The organism is Amycolatopsis sp. CA-128772, assembly GCF_002904295.1.
Classification (GTDB): Bacteria; Actinomycetota; Actinomycetes; order Mycobacteriales; family Pseudonocardiaceae; genus Amycolatopsis.
Genome location: NZ_PPHG01000011.1, coordinates 1 through 17488, shown reverse-complemented (window position 1 = coordinate 17488; position 17488 = coordinate 1). Strand labels below are relative to the sequence as shown.

Here is a 17488-nt window from a genome sequence, read left to right as displayed (position 1 = left end):
TGGTGTTCCCGAGTAGCAGCGAGCTCGTGGAATTTGCTGTGAATCTGCCGGGACCACCCGGTAAGCCTAAATACTTCCTGAAGACCGATAGCGGACGAGTACCGTGAGGGAAAGATGAAAAGTACCCCGGGAGGGGAGTGAAAGAGTACCTGAAACCGTGTGCCTACAAGCCGTCAGAGCCTACTTGTTGGGTGATGGCGTGCCTTTTGAAGAATGAGCCTGCGAGTTAGTGCTGCGTGGCGAGGTTAACCCGTGTGGGGTAGCCGTAGCGAAAGCGAGTCTGAATAGGGCGCCTATAGTCGCGTGGTCTAGACCCGAAGCGGAGTGATCTACCCATGGCCAGGGTGAAGCGACGGTAAGACGTCGTGGAGGCCCGAACCCACTTAGGTTGAAAACTGAGGGGATGAGCTGTGGGTAGGGGTGAAAGGCCAATCAAACTCCGTGATAGCTGGTTCTCCCCGAAATGCATTTAGGTGCAGCGTCGTATGTTTCTCCACGGGGGTAGAGCTACTGGATGGTCTAGGGGCCTTACCGGGTTACCGAAATCAACCAAACTCCGAATACCGTGGTGTTAGAGTACGGCAGTGAGACGGCGGGGGATAAGCTTCGTCGTCGAGAGGGAAACAGCCCAGAACACCAGCTAAGGCCCCTAAGTGTGTGCTCAGTGGGAAAGGATGTGGGATTGCCCAGACAACCAGGAGGTTGGCTTAGAAGCAGCCACCCTTGAAAGAGTGCGTAATAGCTCACTGGTCAAGTGGTCCTGCGCCGACAATGTAGCGGGGCTTAAGCACACCGCCGAAGCTGTGTCATTGACACATGTGATCCATGCGAGCCCTTGAGGTTTGTGTGTAGTCGTGTTGATGGGTAGGGGAGCGTCCTGCACCCAGGGAAGCCGTGGCGGAAGCTAGCGGTGGAGGGTGTGGGAGTGAGAATGCAGGCATGAGTAGCGAATGCAGAGTGAGAAACTCTGCCGCCGGATGACCAAGGGTTCCTGGGCCAGGCTAATCCGCCCAGGGTAAGTCGGGACCTAAGGCGAGGCCGACAGGCGTAGTCGATGGACAACGGGTTGATATTCCCGTACCCGAGCATGTGCGCCCATGACGAGGCGTTTGATACTAACCACCCAAAGCCATCGCTTGAAGCCTTCGGGTGGATGGTGGTGTGTGGAGCGTGGGACCTGATTTCGTAGTAGTCAAGCGATGGGGTGACGCAGGAAGGTAGCTCCGCCAGGCGATGGTTGTCCTGGTGTAAGCGTGTAGGCCGAGTGGTAGGCAAATCCGTCACTCGTGAAGGCTGAGACGTGATGCGTAGCCGTTTGAGGCGAAGTAGAGTGATCCTATGCTGCCGAGAAAAGCCTCTAGTGAGTGCATGCACGGCCCGTACCCCAAACCAACACAGGTGGTCAGGTAGAGAATACCAAGGCGATCGGGTGAACTGTGGTTAAGGAACTCGGCAAAATGCCCCCGTAACTTCGGGAGAAGGGGGGCCAAACATCCTGAAGCCCTTCGCGGGCTAGGGGTGGGTGGCCGCAGAGACCAGCGGAAAGCGACTGTTTACTAAAAACACAGGTCCATGCGAAGTCGCAAGACGATGTATATGGACTGACGCCTGCCCGGTGCTGGAACGTTAAGAGGACCGGTTAGCCAGCAATGGCGAAGCTGAGAATTTAAGCGCCAGTAAACGGCGGTGGTAACTATAACCATCCTAAGGTAGCGAAATTCCTTGTCGGGTAAGTTCCGACCTGCACGAATGGCGTAACGACTTTCCGGCTGTCTCAACCACAGGCCCGGCGAAATTGCACTACGAGTAAAGATGCTCGTTACGCGCGGCAGGACGGAAAGACCCCGGGACCTTTACTATAGTTTGGTATTGGTTTTCGGTTCGGCTTGTGTAGGATAGGTGGGAGACTGTGAAGTGGTCACGCTAGTGGCTGTGGAGTCGTTGTTGAAATACCACTCTGGTCGAATTGGGAATCTGAACCTCGGGCCATGATCTGGTTCAGGGACAGTGCCTGATGGGTAGTTTAACTGGGGCGGTTGCCTCCTAAAGAGTAACGGAGGCGCCCAAAGGTTCCCTCAGCCTGGTTGGCAATCAGGTGTTGAGTGCAAGTGCACAAGGGAGCTTGACTGTGAGACAGACATGTCGAGCAGGGACGAAAGTCGGGACTAGTGATCCGGCACCTCCTGGTGGAAGGGGTGTCGCTCAACGGATAAAAGGTACCCCGGGGATAACAGGCTGATCTTGCCCAAGAGTCCATATCGACGGCATGGTTTGGCACCTCGATGTCGGCTCGTCGCATCCTGGGGCCGGAGTAGGTCCCAAGGGTTGGGCTGTTCGCCCATTAAAGCGGCACGCGAGCTGGGTTTAGAACGTCGTGAGACAGTTCGGTCCCTATCCGCCGCGCGCGTAGGATACTTGAGGAAGGCTGTCCCTAGTACGAGAGGACCGGGACGGACGAACCTCTGGTGTGCCAGTTGTTCTGCCAAGGGCATGGCTGGTTGGCCACGTTCGGAAGGGATAACCGCTGAAGGCATCTAAGCGGGAAGCCTGTTCCAAGATGAGGTATCCCACCCTTTGTGGGTTAAGGCCCCCAACAGACCATTGGGTTGATAGGCCAGAAATGGAAGCACAGTAATGTGTTGTCGAGTTGACTGGTACTAATAGGCCGAGGACTTGTCTACGAAGATGTTGCGCATCCACTCTACGGTTCTGAAACACCACGCCGGTGAACGGTGTGTGTTGTTTCGGAGTGTTTCGGTGGTTTTAGCGTCAGGGAAACGCCCGGTCCCATTCCGAACCCGGAAGCTAAGCCTGACAGCGCCGATGGTACTGCAACCGAAGGGTTGTGGGAGAGTAGGACACCGCCGAACTTTTTTTGAGGAAGGGCTTGGGCCCGGTTGAGGCAGTAATGTCTCCCGGCCCAGGCCCTTTCTCTATTTCCGCGACCCCGGCCAAGCCGATGGCCGACGCCGCACCGGCGACGACAACACCAGCGACGTGCTCGTCTCCCCGTACCGCTGCACCTTCTCCAGCAACTCCTCCAGCTCCGCCGTATCCCGGCAAAGCACCCGCAGCACCCAGCACTCCTCACCCGTCACGTGGTCCGCGGCCACGACCTGGGCCAGCGGCAACACCGCCGAGCGGAACCGCGGCGTATCGAGACTCCGGACCCGGGCCCGCACCAACGCCTCGATCGGCAGCCCCAGCTTCGTCGTGTCCACGCTCGCCGCGTAGCCGGTGATCACCCCGCGCTCCTCGAGACGGCGGACGCGTTCCGTCACCGCCGAACCGGACAGCGACACCCGGCGGCCCAGCTCCGAGAAACTCAGCCGGCCGTCCTCCTGAAGGAGCTCCAGCAGCTGCCAGTCGACGTCGTCGAGGGGGTCCACCGCAACTCTCCCGGGTTCGCAGGGCCAGAACAGGGAAATCCCCGGCCGTCCCGGGCTTCCACCAGGATTCTGCCCTGTCCGGAAGCCGCCGGCCCCAGCAGGATTTACCCCATGACACGCACGCTCGCCTTCCCTGCCGCGGCCCCCGAAACCGCCGTGACGTACTTCGCCGCCGAAGTGGCTCTCGAGGTCGATCCCGACGATCTCGTCCAGGACCTCGAAGCCGGGCGCACCGACGGCTACGTCGTCGTCGAGACGCGGGCGCCCGCAGCCTTCGCCCACGCCCGCATCCCCGGCGCGATCAACCTGCCCTACCGGGACATGACGGCGGAAAGCACGAAGCACCTCGACCGCGACCTGGTCTACGTCTGCTACTGCGAAAGCGCCGTCTGCAACGCCGCCACCAAGGGCGCGCTCGAGCTCGCCCGGCTCGGCTTCAAGGTGAAACGGCTCTCCGGCGGCATCACCGCCTGGATCGCCGCCGGCTACCCCGTCGAGCGAACAGCCGGCGGAACCGAGCCGGCGATCCGCTGCGCCTGCTGACCTACCCTGGACAGCGTGACCCGAATCCTGATCATCCAGCCGGACGCGTCGGACCCGCCGGGCCCCTTCGGCGACTGGCTGACCGACGCCGGCGCGGAACTCGACGTCCGCCTGCTGCCGGAGCAAGAACTGCCCGAGCTCGACGGCTACCGGGCCGTCGTCTGCCTCGGCGGCGGCATGGGCGCGGAAGACGACGCCAAGCACCCGTGGCTGGCCGACGTCCGGCGGCTGCTCGCCAAGGCGGCGTCGAAGAACCTGCCCACACTGGGAATCTGCCTCGGCGCGCAGCTGCTCGCCGTCGCCACCGGGGGCCGCGTCGAGACCGGGCCGGACGGGCCGGAGGTCGGTCCGCACCTCGTCAGCAAGAAGGACGCGGCGTGGACCGACCCGCTCTTCGCCGACCTGCCGCTGATGCAGGACGTCCTGCAGTTCCACACCGACGCCATCACCCGGCTCCCGCCCGGCGCCGAGCTGCTCGCGTCCTCCCCGCGCTACACGAACCAGGCCTACCGGTTCGGCCGTTGTGTCTACGGTGTCCAGTTCCACATCGAGACGACGCCCGCCGTCGTCGAGAGCTGGGCCGCTGAATGCCCCGAAGAGGCGGAATTCGCCCGGCCCGGCGCACTCGAGCACGACAAGCTGGTCACCGCGCACGCCGACATCGAAGAAACCTGGCGGCCCTTCGCGCAACGGTTCGTCCGGCTGGCCGCCGGCGATCTCGAACCCGCCGTCACGAGTCAACGCACTTTGCCGCTGGCTTAACGACAGAAGTCACAACCAGCAACACGGTGTTAACGCCGGGCGCACCCGTCAGGTACCTTGCGGAAAGAGTCCCCACAAGGGTGCGGAGGTCGGGGTGCAACCCTCGTTGCTGGTCGTGGTCGTCGTCACGGCCCTCATTTTCGATTTCACGAACGGGTTCCACGACACCGCGAACTCGATGGCCACGTCGATCGCCACCGGGGCGCTCAAGCCCCGCGTGGCCGTCGCGATCTCGGCGGTGCTGAACCTGGTCGGCGCGTTCCTGTCGGTGGAAGTCGCCAAGACGATCTCCAGTGGCCTGGTGGACGACACGAAGATCGGCCCGGCGATCGTCTTCGGCGGGCTGATCGGCGCGATCGTCTGGAACCTCGTGACGTGGTTCGTCGGCCTGCCGTCGAGCTCGTCGCACGCGTTGTTCGGCGGCCTGATCGGCGCCACCTGGATCTCCGCCGGCACCGACTCGGTCCACTTCGGAAAGATCGTCGAGAAGGTGCTGCTCCCGGCGGCGGCCAGCCCGGTCATCGCCGGCCTCGTCGCGCTGGTCGCCACCTACTTCGTCTACCGCTTCCTGGTGCGGGGCCGCCCGGCCACCCGCGGGTTCAAGGTCGGCCAGATCGTCTCGGCGTCGCTGGTCTCCCTCGCCCACGGCACCAATGACGCGCAGAAGACGATGGGCGTCATCACGCTCACCCTCGTCACCGCCGGCAGCCTCCCGGCGGGCGCGGCGCCGCCCATCTGGGTGATCATCAGCGCCGCGTGCGCGCTCGCGCTCGGCACCTACCTCGGCGGCTGGCGCATCACGCACACCCTCGGCAAGGGCCTCACCGACATCGAGGATCCGCAGGGCTTCGCCGCCCAGACGAGCTCGGCGCTGGTCATCCTCGTTTCGTCGCGGCTGGGTTTCCCGCTGTCGACGACGCACGTGTGCTCCGGCGGGATCGTCGGCTCCGGTGTCGGCCGCCGCGACGCGCCGGTCCGCTGGCGGATGGCGGGCCGGATGGTCGTCGCGTGGCTGTTCACGCTGCTCGCGGCCGCGATCGTCGGCGCGATCTCCGGCAAGGTCGCGTCCCTCGGCACTGCCGGCACGATCGCCGTCGGCGTCGTCGGGATCGGTGTGGGCCTCGGCATCTACCTGCTTTCGCGACGTCACCCCGTCACCGCGCACAGCTTCCACGTGCCCGAGCCGACGCCCGCCGGGGCGGAGCCGGGCCGGCTCGCGGCCTGAGCCGCGTTCCCCGGCTACGGTGGTCGGTGATGGCAGACCGCGCGCGAACGACCGCTTCGGCGGCGAGGTACGGCTTCACCGATGCCCGTGCCGAGGGACAGTTGCGCGCGGCCGGCTGGTGGGCCGACACCGGGCCGGCCGCCACGGCCGCCGACGTGCTCGCGGCGTTGTCGCGCACCGCCGACCCGGACCTCGCGCTGCGCGGGCTGGACCGGATCCGTGAGGCCGACGCCGGAGGGTGGCGCGACCTCGAAGTGCAGCTGCGCGCCCACCGGACCTTCCGCGGCAGGCTGCTCAGCGTGCTGGGCACGTCGAGCGCGCTCGCCGACTTCCTCGCCGCCAACCCGGACCAGTGGCACGCGCTCATCGGCGACAAGTGCACCGACTCCGCCTGCTACCGGGAAGCCCTGCGCACGGCGCTCCTGCGCGACGACGGCTCGGTGCTCACCGGGCTCGAAGCCGAGCAGGCGCTGAAGATCGCCTACCGCAGCCAGCTGCTCGGCATCGCCGCCGCCGACCTGGGCCACCTCGTCGAGGAAGGGCTCGAGCAGCCGAGCTACGCCGAGGTCGCGGCCCAGCTGACCGAGCTCGCCGAAGCCGCGTTGGCCGCCGGTCTGGTCGTCGCCGAGGCGGAAGCCGGCGCGCCGGCCGAGGGCACCCTGGCGATCATCGCGATGGGCAAGTGCGGCGGCCGGGAACTCAACTACGTCAGCGACGTCGACGTCATCTTCGTCGGCGAGGGCGACCTCGGCCTGGCCACGCGGCTGGCGAGCACGATGATGCGCGTCGTCGGCAAGGCGTGCTTCGAGGTCGATGCGGCCCTGCGCCCCGAAGGCAAGGCCGGCGCGCTCGTCCGCACCCTCGACGGTCACCACGGCTACTACCAGAAGTGGGCCAAGACCTGGGAGTTCCAGGCGCTGCTCAAGGCACGCCCGGTGGCGGGCGACACCGAGCTGGGCCGCCAGTACGCCGAGATGGTCGCGCCGCTGGTGTGGTCGGCCGCCGACCGGGAGAACTTCGTCGCCGAGGTGCAGCAGATGCGGCGCCGCGTCGAGGGGCACGTGCCTTCCGAGCACGCCGAACGCGAGCTGAAGCTGGGCCGCGGCGGCCTGCGCGACGTCGAGTTCGCCGTGCAGCTGCTGCAGCTCGTGCACGGCCGGGTCGACGCGGACCTGCGCTCACCGTCCACGATGGACGCCCTCGCGGCGCTCGGCGAAGGCGGCTACGTCGGCCGTCAGGACGCCGCCGAGCTGGGGGCGTCCTACGAGTTCCTGCGGATGATCGAGCACCGGCTGCAGCTGCGGCGGCTGCGCCGGACGCACCTGTTCCCGGCGACGACGGAAACCGACGAGCTGCGCATCCTGGCCCGGGCCAGCGGGATCAAGGCCACCGGCGGCCGGAGCCAGGGCGAGGCGCTGCTCGCGGAGTTCCGGCGGCACGGCCAGGGCATCCGGCGCCTGCACGAAAAGATCTTCTACCGGCCGCTGCTGCAGTCGGTCGCGAACGTGCCGACGGAAGCGTTGCGCCTGACCACCAAGCAGGCCGCCAGCCGCCTGGCCGCGCTCGGCTACACGGCACCCGACGGCGCGCTCCAGCACATCAAGGCCCTCACCTCGGGCGTTTCGCGCCGCGCGGCGATCCAGCAGGCGCTGCTGCCGGTGCTGCTGGACCTCTTCGCGGACACGCCCGATCCCGACGGCGGGCTGCTGTCGTACCGGAAGGTGTCCGAGGCGCTCGAAGACACCCCGTGGTACCTGCGGGTTCTGCGCGACGAGGGCACGGTCGTGGAAAACCTGGCGCTGCTGCTGGGCACCTCCCGGCTGGTGCCGGATCTGCTGGTCCGCGCGCCGGAAGTGCTGCAGCTGCTCGGCGACCCGGCCCGCCTGGTGGGCCGCACGCCGGCCGAGGTGGCGACGTCGCTGCGCGCCGCCGTCCGGCGTCAGCCCGGCCTGAACGCCGCCGTCGCGGCCGCGCGTTCCCTGCGGCGCCACGAACTTCTCCGCGTGGCGTGCGCGGACCTGCTCGGGCTGCTCGACGTGCCCGCGGTCTGCGAAGCGCTGTCGAGCGTCTGGGTGGCGGTGCTGCAGGGAGCGTTGGCCGCGGCGTTCCGCCAGCGCCAGGCCGAGCTCGGCCGCACGCCGGCGCGCATCGCGGTCATCGGGATGGGCCGCCTCGGCGGCGCGGAACTGGGCTACGGCTCCGACGCCGACGTGCTCTTCGTGTGCGAGCCGTCCGAAGGCGTTTCGGACGCCGACGCGGTGAAGTTCGCTTCGTCGGTCGCGGAGACGGTCCGCAAGATGCTCGGCGCCCCGAGCTCGGACCCGGCCCTGGTGGTCGACGCGGACCTGCGTCCGGAGGGCCGCAGCGGACCGCTGGTCCGCACCCTGGAGTCCTACCGCGCGTACTACGCCCGCTGGGGCGAGGTGTGGGAGGCCCAGGCCCTGCTGCGCGCGCGGTTCATCGCCGGCGACGACGACCTCGGCGCGCGCTTCATCGCGATGATCGACCCGATCCGCTACCCCGAAGGCGGCTTGGACGCGACGAAGGCGCGCGAAATCCGCCGCATCAAGGCCCGGGTCGAGACGGAGCGGATGCCCCGCGGCGCCGACCCCACTCGCCACACGAAACTGGGCCGCGGCGGCCTGGCCGATGTCGAGTGGACGGTGCAGCTGCTGCAGCTGCAGCACGCTTGTTCGGTCCCCGCGCTGCGGACGACGTCGACGCTGGACGCCCTGGCGTGCCTGCCGGAGGCGGGGCTGGCGGAGCAGTCCGAAGCGGACTCGTTGCGCGAGGCGTGGCTGCTGGCGACCCGGGTGCGCAACGCGGCCATGCTGGTGCGCGGCAAGGCGGTCGACGAGGTTCCGGGCTCGGGCCGCGACCTGGCGGCGGTGGCCCGGGTGTTCGGCCGCCCGGCCGAGGACGACCCGGGCGAGTTCCTGGACTTCTACCGCCGCATCACCCGCCGCGCGCACGCGGTGGTGGAGCACTTGTTCTACGAAGCCTGACCTACAGTGGGGCGGTGACCGATCGCGAGCCGTTCCGTACCCGGATCAAGGTCCGGCACTACGAGCTGGACACCCTGGGCCACCTCAACCACGCCGTGTACCACTCGTACGGCGAGGTCTCCCGCCTGGAGCTGCTCGAAGCAGCGGGCGCGCTGAAGGGCCTCCCGGGCGTGGCGTCGGTGCTCCTGGAAACGCACGTGGTGTTCCGCCGCGAGCTCCGCGCGGGCGACGAGGTCGACGTGACGTGCGACGTGAAGTTCGGCACCGGCAAGACGTTCCGGATGGATTCGAACATCATCAAGCCGGACGGCACCCTGGCCGCGGAGATCACCTGCACGCTGGGGTTGATGGACCTGGAGCGCCGCAAGCTGGTCGAGGACCCGCGCGGCCGGTTCGAAGCCGCGGGCGCGGACCTGAAGGTGCTGTCGACGTCGGAATGAAAAACGCCGGCGGCGAGGGCTCTTCGCACCTCGCCACCGGCGTGTCCGGGGCCGTACTACCGGCGGATCACACGTCGTAGTACAGGGAGAACTCGTACGGGTGCGGGCGCAGCCGCAGCGGGTCGATCTCGTTCTCGCGCTTGTACGAGATCCACGTCTCGATCACGTCCGGGGTGAACACGCCGCCCTCGAGGAGGTACTCGTGGTCGGCTTCCAGCGTGTCGAGAACCGTGCCCAGGTCGCCCGGGACGAGCTTGACGTCCTTGGCCTCCTCGGGCGGGAGCTCGTACAGGTCCTTGTCGATCGGCTCCGGCGGCTCGATCTTGTTCCGGATGCCGTCGAGGCCGGCCATCATCATGGCCGAGAACGCCAGGTACGGGTTGCCCGAGGAGTCCGGGCAGCGGAACTCGGCGCGCTTGGCCTTCGGGTTGTTGCCCGTGATCGGGATGCGGACACACGCCGAGCGGTTGCGCTGCGAGTAGACCAGCGAAACCGGGGCCTCGAAGCCCGGGACCAGGCGGTGGTAGGAGTTCACCGTCGGGTTCGTGAAGGCCAGCAGGCTCGGCGCGTGCTTGAGCAGGCCGCCGATGTAGTGGCGCGCGGTGTCCGACAGGCCGGCGTAGCCCGACTCGTCGTGGAACAGCGGCTGGCCGTCCTTCCACAGCGACTGGTGGCAGTGCATACCCGAGCCGTTGTCGCCGGCGAGGGGCTTCGGCATGAACGTCGCCGTCTTGCCCGCCGCGAACACCGTGTTCTTCACGATGTACTTGAACAGCTGCAGGTCGTCGGCCGCGTGCAGCAGCGTGTTGAACTTGTAGTTGATCTCGGTCTGGCCGGCGGTGCCCACCTCGTGGTGCGCGCGCTCGATCTCGAAACCGATGTTCGTCAGGTTGCGGACGATGTCGTCACGCAGGTCGGCGAAGTGGTCGACCGGCGGGACCGGGAAGTAGCCGCCCTTGAACTTCGTCTTGTAGCCCTGGTTGCCGCCCACCTCGTCGGTGCCGGTGTTCCACCAGCCCTCGACGGAGTCGATCTCGTGGAACGAGGCGTGCTCGGCGGAGTCGAAGCGGATCGAGTCGAAGATGTAGAACTCGGCTTCGGGACCGAAGTAGACGTTGTCGGCGACGCCGTACTCGGAGATGTACTGCTCGGCCTTGCGCGCGATGTTGCGCGGGTCACGGCTGTACGCCTCACGCGTGAACGGGTCGTGCACGAAGAAGTTGAGGGCGAGCGTCTTCGCCTTGCGGAACGGGTCGATCCGCGCCGTCTCCGCGTCCGGCAGGAGCAGCATGTCGGACTCGTGGATGGACTGGAAACCGCGCACCGAGCTGCCGTCGAACGCGAGACCCTCTTCGAATGCCTCTTCGGTGAAGGCCTTCGCGGGGACCGTGAAGTGCTGCATCACGCCGGGCAGGTCGCAGAACTGGACGTCGATGACCTCGACGTCCTCATCGGCGATGAGGCGCTGGATGTCGTCTGGAGTAGTGGGCACCCTCGGTGACTCCTTCTCGTTCGAGCTCGTACGGCAGTGCTCTCTTCGGCTCACGCTAAGAGCGCGGTGTTGCCCGACCGTCACCCGTATGTTTCGCCGGTGTTAACGGGTGGGTGGATACCGGCTATCCGACCAGGGCGAATGTGGTCCGCGCCACCGGCATACCCTGGATGGGTGGCGAGATGGACCGGCGAATGGCTCCCCGGCACCGGCGACGGCGGCCAGGGCACTGATCAAGAGGGCGCACGCTGGCCCGGCGAGAAGTTCGGTTTGCCCGAATCAGGAGTCGGCGCGGCGGCCAGCGGCGGCGCGCGGCTGCTCGGGCTGATCGTCGACCTGGTCATCGCGGCCCTGGTCACGGCCATCTTCCTGCACCCCAGCCTGCAGGACCCGGCGGCGATGCAGAAGTTCAACCTCTGGTCCGGCGGCGTCTGGGCGATCATCTCGGTCATCTCCGCCGGGTTCTTCGGCTTCACCCCGGGCATGGGCGTGGTCGGCGTCCGGGTAGCCCGCCTCGACGGCGCCGCCCTGGTCGGCCCGGTCCGCGCGCTGGTCCGGGCGGCCCTGACGTTCGTGATCATCCCGGCGGCGGTCCGCAACGCCGACGGCCGCAGCTGGCTCGACCGGCTGACCGGCACCGTCGTCATCCGGATGCGCTGACGGCAGCCTGGGCGCCCTGCGGCACACCGCGGATGCCGGCGTGCCGTCCCGGTGTTGCCGCCGGCCGCGGCCCCGGGCCTGCGTCGTCGGGTCGGATGCCGGCCGTGCCCCCTCGGAGCTGCGCATGCGAAAAGGCCCCCGTCCGGATCCGGACGGGGGCCTTCGTCGTCGTGCGGGTCAGCGGCGGCGGATCGTCCGCTGGACGCTGCGCATCTTCGCGCCGGCCGGCATCGGGCCCTTGGGGAGCGCCGCGCCGCGGTTGCCGAGCGCGGCCAGCTTCGCCTCGAGGGCGTCGACCTGGGCCGGCTTCAGGTTGCGGGGCAGCTTCATCAGGTAGCCCTGGAGCTTCTTCAGCGGGAGCTGGCCGTCTTCGTGGCCGATCGTCACGTCGTAGATCGGCGTGTCGCCGATCAGGCGGGAGACGCGCTTCTTCTCCTGGGCGAGCAGGGTCTTGACGCGGTGCGGCGCACCCTCGGCGACGAGCACCACGCCCGGGCCGCCGAGCACGCGGTGCACGGCGTCGAGCTGGGTCGTCGCCGCGACCGTCGGCGTCACCTTCCAGCGGCCGCGCAGGTTCTCCAGCGCCCAGGCCGCGGCGCCGGGCTGGCCGTCGGCCTTCGAGTAGACCGTCTTCTGGACGCGCCGGCCGAAGATGATCATCGCGAGCAGGGCGCCGAGCACCAGGCCCAGCGGCAGCAGCACCCACTGCGCGTCGAAGAAGAACCCGATCCCGAACAAGACGCCGGCGACGACGACGATCGACCCGGCCATCCAGGGGATGAGCCACGGGTCTTCCTTGCGCTGCATCTTGAAGGCCTCGAAGAGCTGGCCACGGCGTGCCTTGCTCGCCGCGCGCTTCTCCTTCTTGGCCTGCTTGGCCGCTTCCTTGTCCTGCTGTCCCGCCATATGACCAGGATACGGCCGCGTGCCCCTGCCCCGATTCCCCGTCCCCCTCTGCGAGGATGCCGGACGTGACCGGCGTACTTTCCCCCAAGAGCCTGAACCGCCTGCTCGATGGTCTCGACCCCGAGCAGCGCGCCGCCGCCAGTGCCCCGCGGGGGCCGGTCTGCGTGCTCGCCGGGGCCGGCACGGGCAAGACCCGGACGATCACCCACCGCATCGCCCACCTGGTCCGGTCGGGGCACGTTTCCGCCGGTCAGGTGCTTGCCGTCACGTTCACGACGCGGGCCGCGGGCGAGATGCGGACCCGCCTGCGCGGCCTCGGCGTCGAGGCTGCGCAGGCGCTGACCTTCCACGCCGCGGCCCGTCGCCAGCTGCGGTACTTCTGGCCGCGGGTGGTCGGCGACCGGCCGTGGGACCTGCTGGACAACAAGCTGCGCTTCGTCGGCCAAGCCGCGAACCGGGCCAAGCTCGGCACCGAGGTCGAGGTCCTGCGCGACCTGGCGAGCGAGATCGAATGGGCGAAGGCGTCGCTGATCAGCCCGGACGACTACCCGGCCGTCACCGCCCGCGCCCAGCGGGACATCCCGGCGCCGGCCGCGCAGGTCGCCGAGGTCTACCGGACCTACGAGGAGCTGAAGACGGCCGCGCAGGTCCTCGACTTCGACGACCTGCTGCTGCACACGACGGCGGTGCTCGAGGAGCACGGCACGGTCGCCGATGAGTTCCGCGACCGGTACCGCTGCTTCGTCGTCGACGAGTACCAGGACGTCACGCCGCTGCAGCAGCGCCTGCTCGACGCGTGGCTCGGTGGCCGCGACGACCTGACCGTCGTCGGCGACGCCAACCAGACCATCTACTCCTTCGGCGGCGCGTCGCCGCGGCCGCTGCTGGAGTTCACCCGGCGCTACCCGGACGCCACCGTCGTCCGGCTCGAGCGCGACTACCGGTCGACGCCCGAGGTCGTCTCGCTGGCGAACCGGGTGATCGGCGCCGCGCGGGGCCGGCCGGCGGGCTCGCGGCTGAAGCTGATCGGCCAGCGGCCGCCGGGGCCGGAGCCGCGCTTCGCCGAGTTCGACGACGAGGCGGTCGAGGCCGAAGCCGTCGCCCGGCGGGTGCGCGAGCTGCTGGACGGCGGCGTCGCGGCGAGCGAGATCGCGATCCTCTACCGGGTCAACGCGCAGTCGGAGGCCTACGAGTCGGCGCTGGCCGACGCCGGCGTGCCGTACCTGGTCCGCGGCGGCGAGCGGTTCTTCAACCGGACGGAGGTCCGGCAGGCGATGTCCGCGCTGCGGGCGGCGAGCGGCGACGGCAGCTCCGACCTGGTCACGACGGTGCGTTCGGTGCTCGCGCGGGTCGGCCTGACCGAGTCGCCGCCGGCCGGTGGCGCGGCGAAGGAACGCTGGGACGCGCTCCTGGCGATCGTCGAGCTGGCCGAAGAGCTCGCTTCGACGGTCGCCGACGCGGACCTGCCGCGCTTCTGCGCCGAGCTCGACCAGCGCGCCGCGGCCCAGCACCCGCCGACGGTCGAGGGCGTGACGCTCGCGTCCCTGCACGCGGCGAAGGGACTGGAGTGGGACGCGGTGTTCCTCGTCGGCCTGGCCGAGGGCACGATGCCGATCCTGCACGCCGGCGACGACGAAGCGGCGATCGAGGAGGAGCGGCGGCTGTTCTACGTCGGCGTCACCCGGGCCCGCGAGCACCTGTGGCTGTCCTGGGCGCTGGCCCGGACGCCGGGCGGGCGCCGCAACCGGCGGCGCAGCCGGTTCCTGTACGGCCTGATCCCGGAGGACCACCCGGCCGCCCGGGCCGCGCGGTCCCAGCAGAAGACGTCGGCGCCGGTGAAGACGGCGCGCTGCCGCGTCTGCGGCGGCCCGTTGCTGGAGACCATCGACGTCAAGCTGGGCCGCTGCGGGCGGTGCCCGTCCACAGTGGATGAGGGCCTGCTGGAGCGCCTGAAGACGTGGCGCGGCGACCGGGCGCGCGAGCTGAAGGTGCCGACGTTCGTCGTCTTCACGGACGCGACCCTGATGGCCATCGCCGAGCAGCAGCCGGCCGACGAGGCGGCGCTGGTGTCGATCTCCGGGATCGGCGCGACGAAGCTCGAGCGCTTCGGCGCGGAGATCCTCGGCGTCGTCCGGGCGTCGACGGGGTCTTGACCGCGTCCGAACCATGATCGACGCGGCGAACCCGCTGCTCAGGGGCGATCTTCGTAACTTCGAGGATTTTCCCGTTAATTGAGTTGCCCCCGTGTGGTGCGGGGCAATAACCTGCCAGTACCGAGCCCGAAGGGCTCGGCTGGGGATCCACGTCGCAGCGCCGCTCGGCGGCCGCGTGTGCAGAGAACAGAAGGAGGTGCCGGTGAAATGACCATCAACCTGACGCTCACGAATCCAGGCACCCGTCTGTCCTGTGCCGCGGAAACCGCGGCTGCTTCGCGCCCGGGCACCGGTGTGTCCGTGAGCGCGCACGAGATCCGTGGCATGCGTCGCATCGAGCGGCGTTGGGCCACCGGTGTCGTCGTCTTCGGGACGCAGGGCGTTCTCGCCGCGTACCCGCAGGCCGATCTGCCGACCATCAAGCAGTTCCGTGTTCCGTTGTCGATACGGGAGCGAAGTTCCTGACCTAGTCAGGACACGAGGCTCACGAAGGCCGCGGAACCGGAAACCCCGGATCCGCGGCCTTTGTGCTTTTTGGCTGCACAACCCAAGAGGACCAGCGTTGCCCAGCTCCGTCACTCACTCGCAAACCCGTTCGACACAAGGAGGAACCACCATGTCTTCGGCCATCGCCTACACCTCGGGTGAGGCAATATTCGCCGACCTGCTCGACCCGATCGCGGTGCCCGACGTCGCGCTGCCCTGCCGTTCCGGCGACGCGGACCTGTGGTTCGCGGAGTCCCCGGCCGAGCTCGAGCGCGCCAAGGCGCAGTGCGCGGACTGCCCGGTCCGCGAGGCCTGCCTGGCCGGCGCACTGGCCCGCCGCGAGCCGTGGGGGGTCTGGGGCGGCGAGATCTTCGAGCGTGGCGTCGTGATCGCGCGGAAGCGGCCCCGTGGCCGCCCGCGCAAGAACGCAGCGGTCGAGCCCGCCGCGGCCAAGGCCGCCGGCGACCACCGGAGCGCCGCCGCATGAGCGTCGAACCGGTTACCGCGAAGGACTACGAAGCGCGGATGTGCAGTCCGCAGCTGCAACTGACGAAGACCGAGATCGAGGAGATCAGCGAGATGTTGCTTTACGAAGAACTGTCCAAAGCCCGAATACGGGACCTGGAGGAAGGGGTCCGCGAGCAGCGGGCCCGAGGTAGCGCACGCGCGGCCCGCCGCTGGACGCGCGTAGCCCGCTGGGCGACCCGCCGGGCCGAGCGGTACGAGCACCAGAGCTGAGATCAGGGTCCCTGCCGCCTCCAGGCGGCGGGGACCCTGCTGGTGTTCAATGGGCCGATGCCCGGACACACCCACGACGACATCGACTGGGCCGACCGCCTGTCCCAGCTACGCATGGCCGACAGCCTCGACGCGGAGGCGTTGACGCCGGTGGCCCGCCGGCTGGTGACCGGCCTGCCGGAGCGCCCGACGATCGTCGACGTGGGGTGCGGCGCGGGCGGAATGAGCGTGCTGTTCGCACGCGAGCTGGCCCGCGGCACCGGCGGCACGGTGGTGCTGCTCGACGCGACACCGGAGTTGCTCGCCGAGGCGAAGCTGGCCGTGTCGGCTGCTCTCGGCCGGCTTGCGAGCTCTGCTGAGCTCGCCGCCGCGCCAGGTGGCCCCGCCGAAGCGGCCCGGGCCGCGGACGAGGGGGCGGTTGGCCCCGGTGGGCCCGCGGAGCCGGCCGTGGACGAGGGGGCGGCTGGCCCCGGTGGGCCCGCGGAGCCGGCCGTGGACGAGGGGGCGGCTGGCCCCGGTGGGCCCGCGGAGCCGGCCGCCGGCGCGGTCGAGGTCGTCAGCCTGCTGGGAGACCTCGCCGATCCTGGGTTGGCCGTGCCTGCTGCCGATCTTGTTTGGGCGTCCGGCGTTGTGCACCACGTCGGGGATCAGCAGGCGGCGCTGCGGACGCTCGCCGGGCTGCTGCGGCCGGGTGGGCTGGTGGCCATTGCCGAGGGTGGGCTTGAGCTGCGTTGCCTCCCGTGGGAGCTCGGGGTCGGACGGCCTGGGTTGGAGCAGCGGCTGCACGCCGCGCGGGCCGCTTGGTTCGCTCGGATGCGCGGCGGGCTTCCGGGCAGCGTCGCGATGCCGTATGGCTGGACGCGCGCGCTTCGCGAAGCCGGCCTCTCGGACGTCGAGTCGTTCGGCGCGCTCATCGACCACCCGATGCCCGGCTCGGACCTCTTGCGCGAGTACGTGGTGCACCGCATCGGCTGGCTCGCCGACTGGGCCGTGGACTGGCTCGACGCCGACGACCGCGCCGCCGTCGCGGCCCTGGTCGATCCGCAGAGCCCGCACTTCCTCGGCCACCGGGACGACTTGTACCTGTTCGGGGCCAAGGCAATCCACTGTGGACGGTTGCGGTGAGCGCACCGGAGCCGCAGGTATGCAGCCGCTGCGGCCGCACCCGCACAGCCGACGACGACCCGATCACGGCCCTCGCCTGGGTTTCCACCCGCGAGCGCGATGCGGTGCGGTGGCTGTGCCCGGACTGCGCGCGGCAGCACGTGCGGGACATCGAGGGCAAGCTGCCCGACGAGTACTGGTGATCAAGACACGCTCCTGAGTGGTTCGGGCGGGTTTCGCCGCGGTTGGATGGAACTTCGGGGCCGGTCGTGCGCGAATCGGCTCTCTTGGATGGGCGCACCACCCGTCCAAGCGCCCGAGCCGGCCCTTCCGGTACGCGAGCCGGCCACCCAGGCTGCGAACCGACCCCTCCGGTACGCGAGCCGCCTGCCCTGGCCGCAGACTTGCCCTCCCTGCGCGCGAGCCGGTGTGACCGGGCTCGTAACTGGCGTGTTTGTAGACGGAACTCGCGTGATTGAGGGCGGAACTCGCGTGCTTGAGGGCGGAACTCGCGTGTCTGGGGGTCCCCAGCATCGACGCGGTGGAGGTGCGGGAAGTCCTGCACGGTGAACTCGTGCTCGAAGC

15 protein-coding genes and 2 rRNA genes are annotated in these 17488 nt (G+C 68.8%); 14 read left to right on the top strand and 3 right to left on the bottom strand.

From position 1 onward, the window contains the following. Together C2L59_RS04640 and rrf are read left to right on the top strand one after the other, a co-directional pair. Positions 1-2681: ribosomal RNA gene (locus C2L59_RS04640) — 23S ribosomal RNA — on the top strand; the annotation flags it as partial. A gap of 72 nt (positions 2682-2753) precedes the next feature. Beyond that, positions 2754-2870: ribosomal RNA gene (rrf, locus tag C2L59_RS04635) — 5S ribosomal RNA — on the top strand. Positions 2871-2933: 63 nt separating this feature from the next. Here rrf and C2L59_RS04630 read toward each other — a convergent pair. Continuing rightward, complete coding sequence (locus C2L59_RS04630) at positions 2934-3389, bottom strand: Lrp/AsnC family transcriptional regulator (protein WP_103348262.1); 456 nt, start codon at positions 3387-3389, stop codon at positions 2934-2936. A gap of 111 nt (positions 3390-3500) precedes the next feature. Here C2L59_RS04630 and C2L59_RS04625 point away from each other — a divergent pair, with 111 nt between their 5' ends. The 5 genes from C2L59_RS04625 to C2L59_RS04605 all read left to right on the top strand — a co-directional run bounded on the left by C2L59_RS04625 (position 3501) and on the right by C2L59_RS04605 (position 9364). Beyond that, positions 3501-3932 (top strand): rhodanese-like domain-containing protein, encoded by a 432-nt coding sequence (locus C2L59_RS04625; RefSeq protein ID WP_103348261.1) that lies wholly within the window; start codon positions 3501-3503, stop codon positions 3930-3932. Positions 3933-3947: 15 nt separating this feature from the next. Further along, positions 3948-4694 carry a type 1 glutamine amidotransferase gene (locus C2L59_RS04620; RefSeq protein WP_103348260.1) on the top strand — a complete coding sequence of 249 codons (747 nt, stop codon included), beginning with the start codon at positions 3948-3950 and terminating at the stop codon, positions 4692-4694. A 94-nt stretch (positions 4695-4788) separates the two neighbouring features. Further along, positions 4789-5919, top strand: a complete 1131-nt coding sequence (locus C2L59_RS04615; protein WP_103348259.1) for an inorganic phosphate transporter — start codon at positions 4789-4791, stop codon at positions 5917-5919. Positions 5920-5948: 29 nt separating this feature from the next. Then, positions 5949-8924 (top strand): bifunctional [glutamine synthetase] adenylyltransferase/[glutamine synthetase]-adenylyl-L-tyrosine phosphorylase, encoded by a 2976-nt coding sequence (locus C2L59_RS04610; protein ID WP_199198915.1) that lies wholly within the window; start codon positions 5949-5951, stop codon positions 8922-8924. Positions 8925-8938: 14 nt separating this feature from the next. After that, the gene (locus C2L59_RS04605; RefSeq protein ID WP_103348257.1) at positions 8939-9364 is read left to right on the top strand and encodes a thioesterase family protein; all 426 of its coding nucleotides are present in this window, start codon (positions 8939-8941) and stop codon (positions 9362-9364) included. Positions 9365-9431: 67 nt separating this feature from the next. On the opposite strand, the gene glnA is transcribed toward C2L59_RS04605, so the two are convergent. After that, a complete protein-coding gene (glnA, locus tag C2L59_RS04600) occupies positions 9432-10856 on the bottom strand; it encodes a type I glutamate--ammonia ligase (protein ID WP_103348256.1) in 1425 nt (474 codons plus the stop codon). Positions 10857-11126: 270 nt separating this feature from the next. Here glnA and C2L59_RS04595 point away from each other — a divergent pair, with 270 nt between their 5' ends. Then, positions 11127-11516: an RDD family protein gene (locus tag C2L59_RS04595; protein WP_103348263.1), complete on the top strand. Its 390-nt coding sequence runs from the start codon at positions 11127-11129 to the stop codon at positions 11514-11516. Between the two features lie 177 nt (positions 11517-11693). Here the strand turns inward: C2L59_RS04595 and C2L59_RS04590 are convergent, their stop codons facing one another. Next, complete coding sequence (locus tag C2L59_RS04590) at positions 11694-12422, bottom strand: DUF4191 domain-containing protein (RefSeq protein ID WP_103348255.1); 729 nt, start codon at positions 12420-12422, stop codon at positions 11694-11696. Positions 12423-12487: 65 nt separating this feature from the next. Here C2L59_RS04590 and C2L59_RS04585 point away from each other — a divergent pair, with 65 nt between their 5' ends. The 6 genes from C2L59_RS04585 to C2L59_RS04560 all read left to right on the top strand — a co-directional run bounded on the left by C2L59_RS04585 (position 12488) and on the right by C2L59_RS04560 (position 17106). Then, positions 12488-14575: an ATP-dependent DNA helicase UvrD2 gene (locus C2L59_RS04585; RefSeq protein WP_103348254.1), complete on the top strand. Its 2088-nt coding sequence runs from the start codon at positions 12488-12490 to the stop codon at positions 14573-14575. 207 nt (positions 14576-14782) lie between these two features. After that, positions 14783-15040: a hypothetical protein gene (locus tag C2L59_RS04580; protein ID WP_103348253.1), complete on the top strand. Its 258-nt coding sequence runs from the start codon at positions 14783-14785 to the stop codon at positions 15038-15040. 151 nt (positions 15041-15191) lie between these two features. Beyond that, the gene (locus C2L59_RS04575; protein WP_004561189.1) at positions 15192-15548 is read left to right on the top strand and encodes a WhiB family transcriptional regulator; all 357 of its coding nucleotides are present in this window, start codon (positions 15192-15194) and stop codon (positions 15546-15548) included. Then, positions 15545-15799 (top strand): hypothetical protein, encoded by a 255-nt coding sequence (locus tag C2L59_RS04570; protein ID WP_103348252.1) that lies wholly within the window; start codon positions 15545-15547, stop codon positions 15797-15799. The genes C2L59_RS04575 and C2L59_RS04570 overlap by 4 nt, the downstream gene beginning before the upstream one ends. A gap of 57 nt (positions 15800-15856) precedes the next feature. Beyond that, entirely contained in the window at positions 15857-16924 is a 1068-nt protein-coding gene (locus C2L59_RS04565) for a bifunctional 2-polyprenyl-6-hydroxyphenol methylase/3-demethylubiquinol 3-O-methyltransferase UbiG (protein WP_103348251.1), read from the top strand. Further along, positions 16921-17106 carry a hypothetical protein gene (locus C2L59_RS04560; RefSeq protein WP_103348250.1) on the top strand — a complete coding sequence of 62 codons (186 nt, stop codon included), beginning with the start codon at positions 16921-16923 and terminating at the stop codon, positions 17104-17106. Before C2L59_RS04565 ends, C2L59_RS04560 begins: the two co-directional genes overlap by 4 nt. Positions 17107-17488: the final 382 nt, after the last annotated feature.

Bases quoted from the DNA above. Each gene is read 5' to 3' on its own strand.
- C2L59_RS04590 (WP_103348255.1), bottom strand. From the start codon at position 12,422: ATGGCGGGACAGCAGGACAAGGAAGCGGCCAAGCAGGCCAAGAAGGAG.
- C2L59_RS04575 (WP_004561189.1), top strand. From the start codon at position 15,192: ATGTCTTCGGCCATCGCCTACACCTCGGGTGAGGCAATATTCGCCGAC.
- C2L59_RS04570 (WP_103348252.1), top strand. From the start codon at position 15,545: ATGAGCGTCGAACCGGTTACCGCGAAGGACTACGAAGCGCGGATGTGC.
- C2L59_RS04610 (WP_199198915.1), top strand. From the start codon at position 5,949: ATGGCAGACCGCGCGCGAACGACCGCTTCGGCGGCGAGGTACGGCTTC.
- C2L59_RS04625 (WP_103348261.1), top strand. From the start codon at position 3,501: ATGACACGCACGCTCGCCTTCCCTGCCGCGGCCCCCGAAACCGCCGTG.
- C2L59_RS04565 (WP_103348251.1), top strand. From the start codon at position 15,857: ATGCCCGGACACACCCACGACGACATCGACTGGGCCGACCGCCTGTCC.
- C2L59_RS04580 (WP_103348253.1), top strand. From the start codon at position 14,783: ATGACCATCAACCTGACGCTCACGAATCCAGGCACCCGTCTGTCCTGT.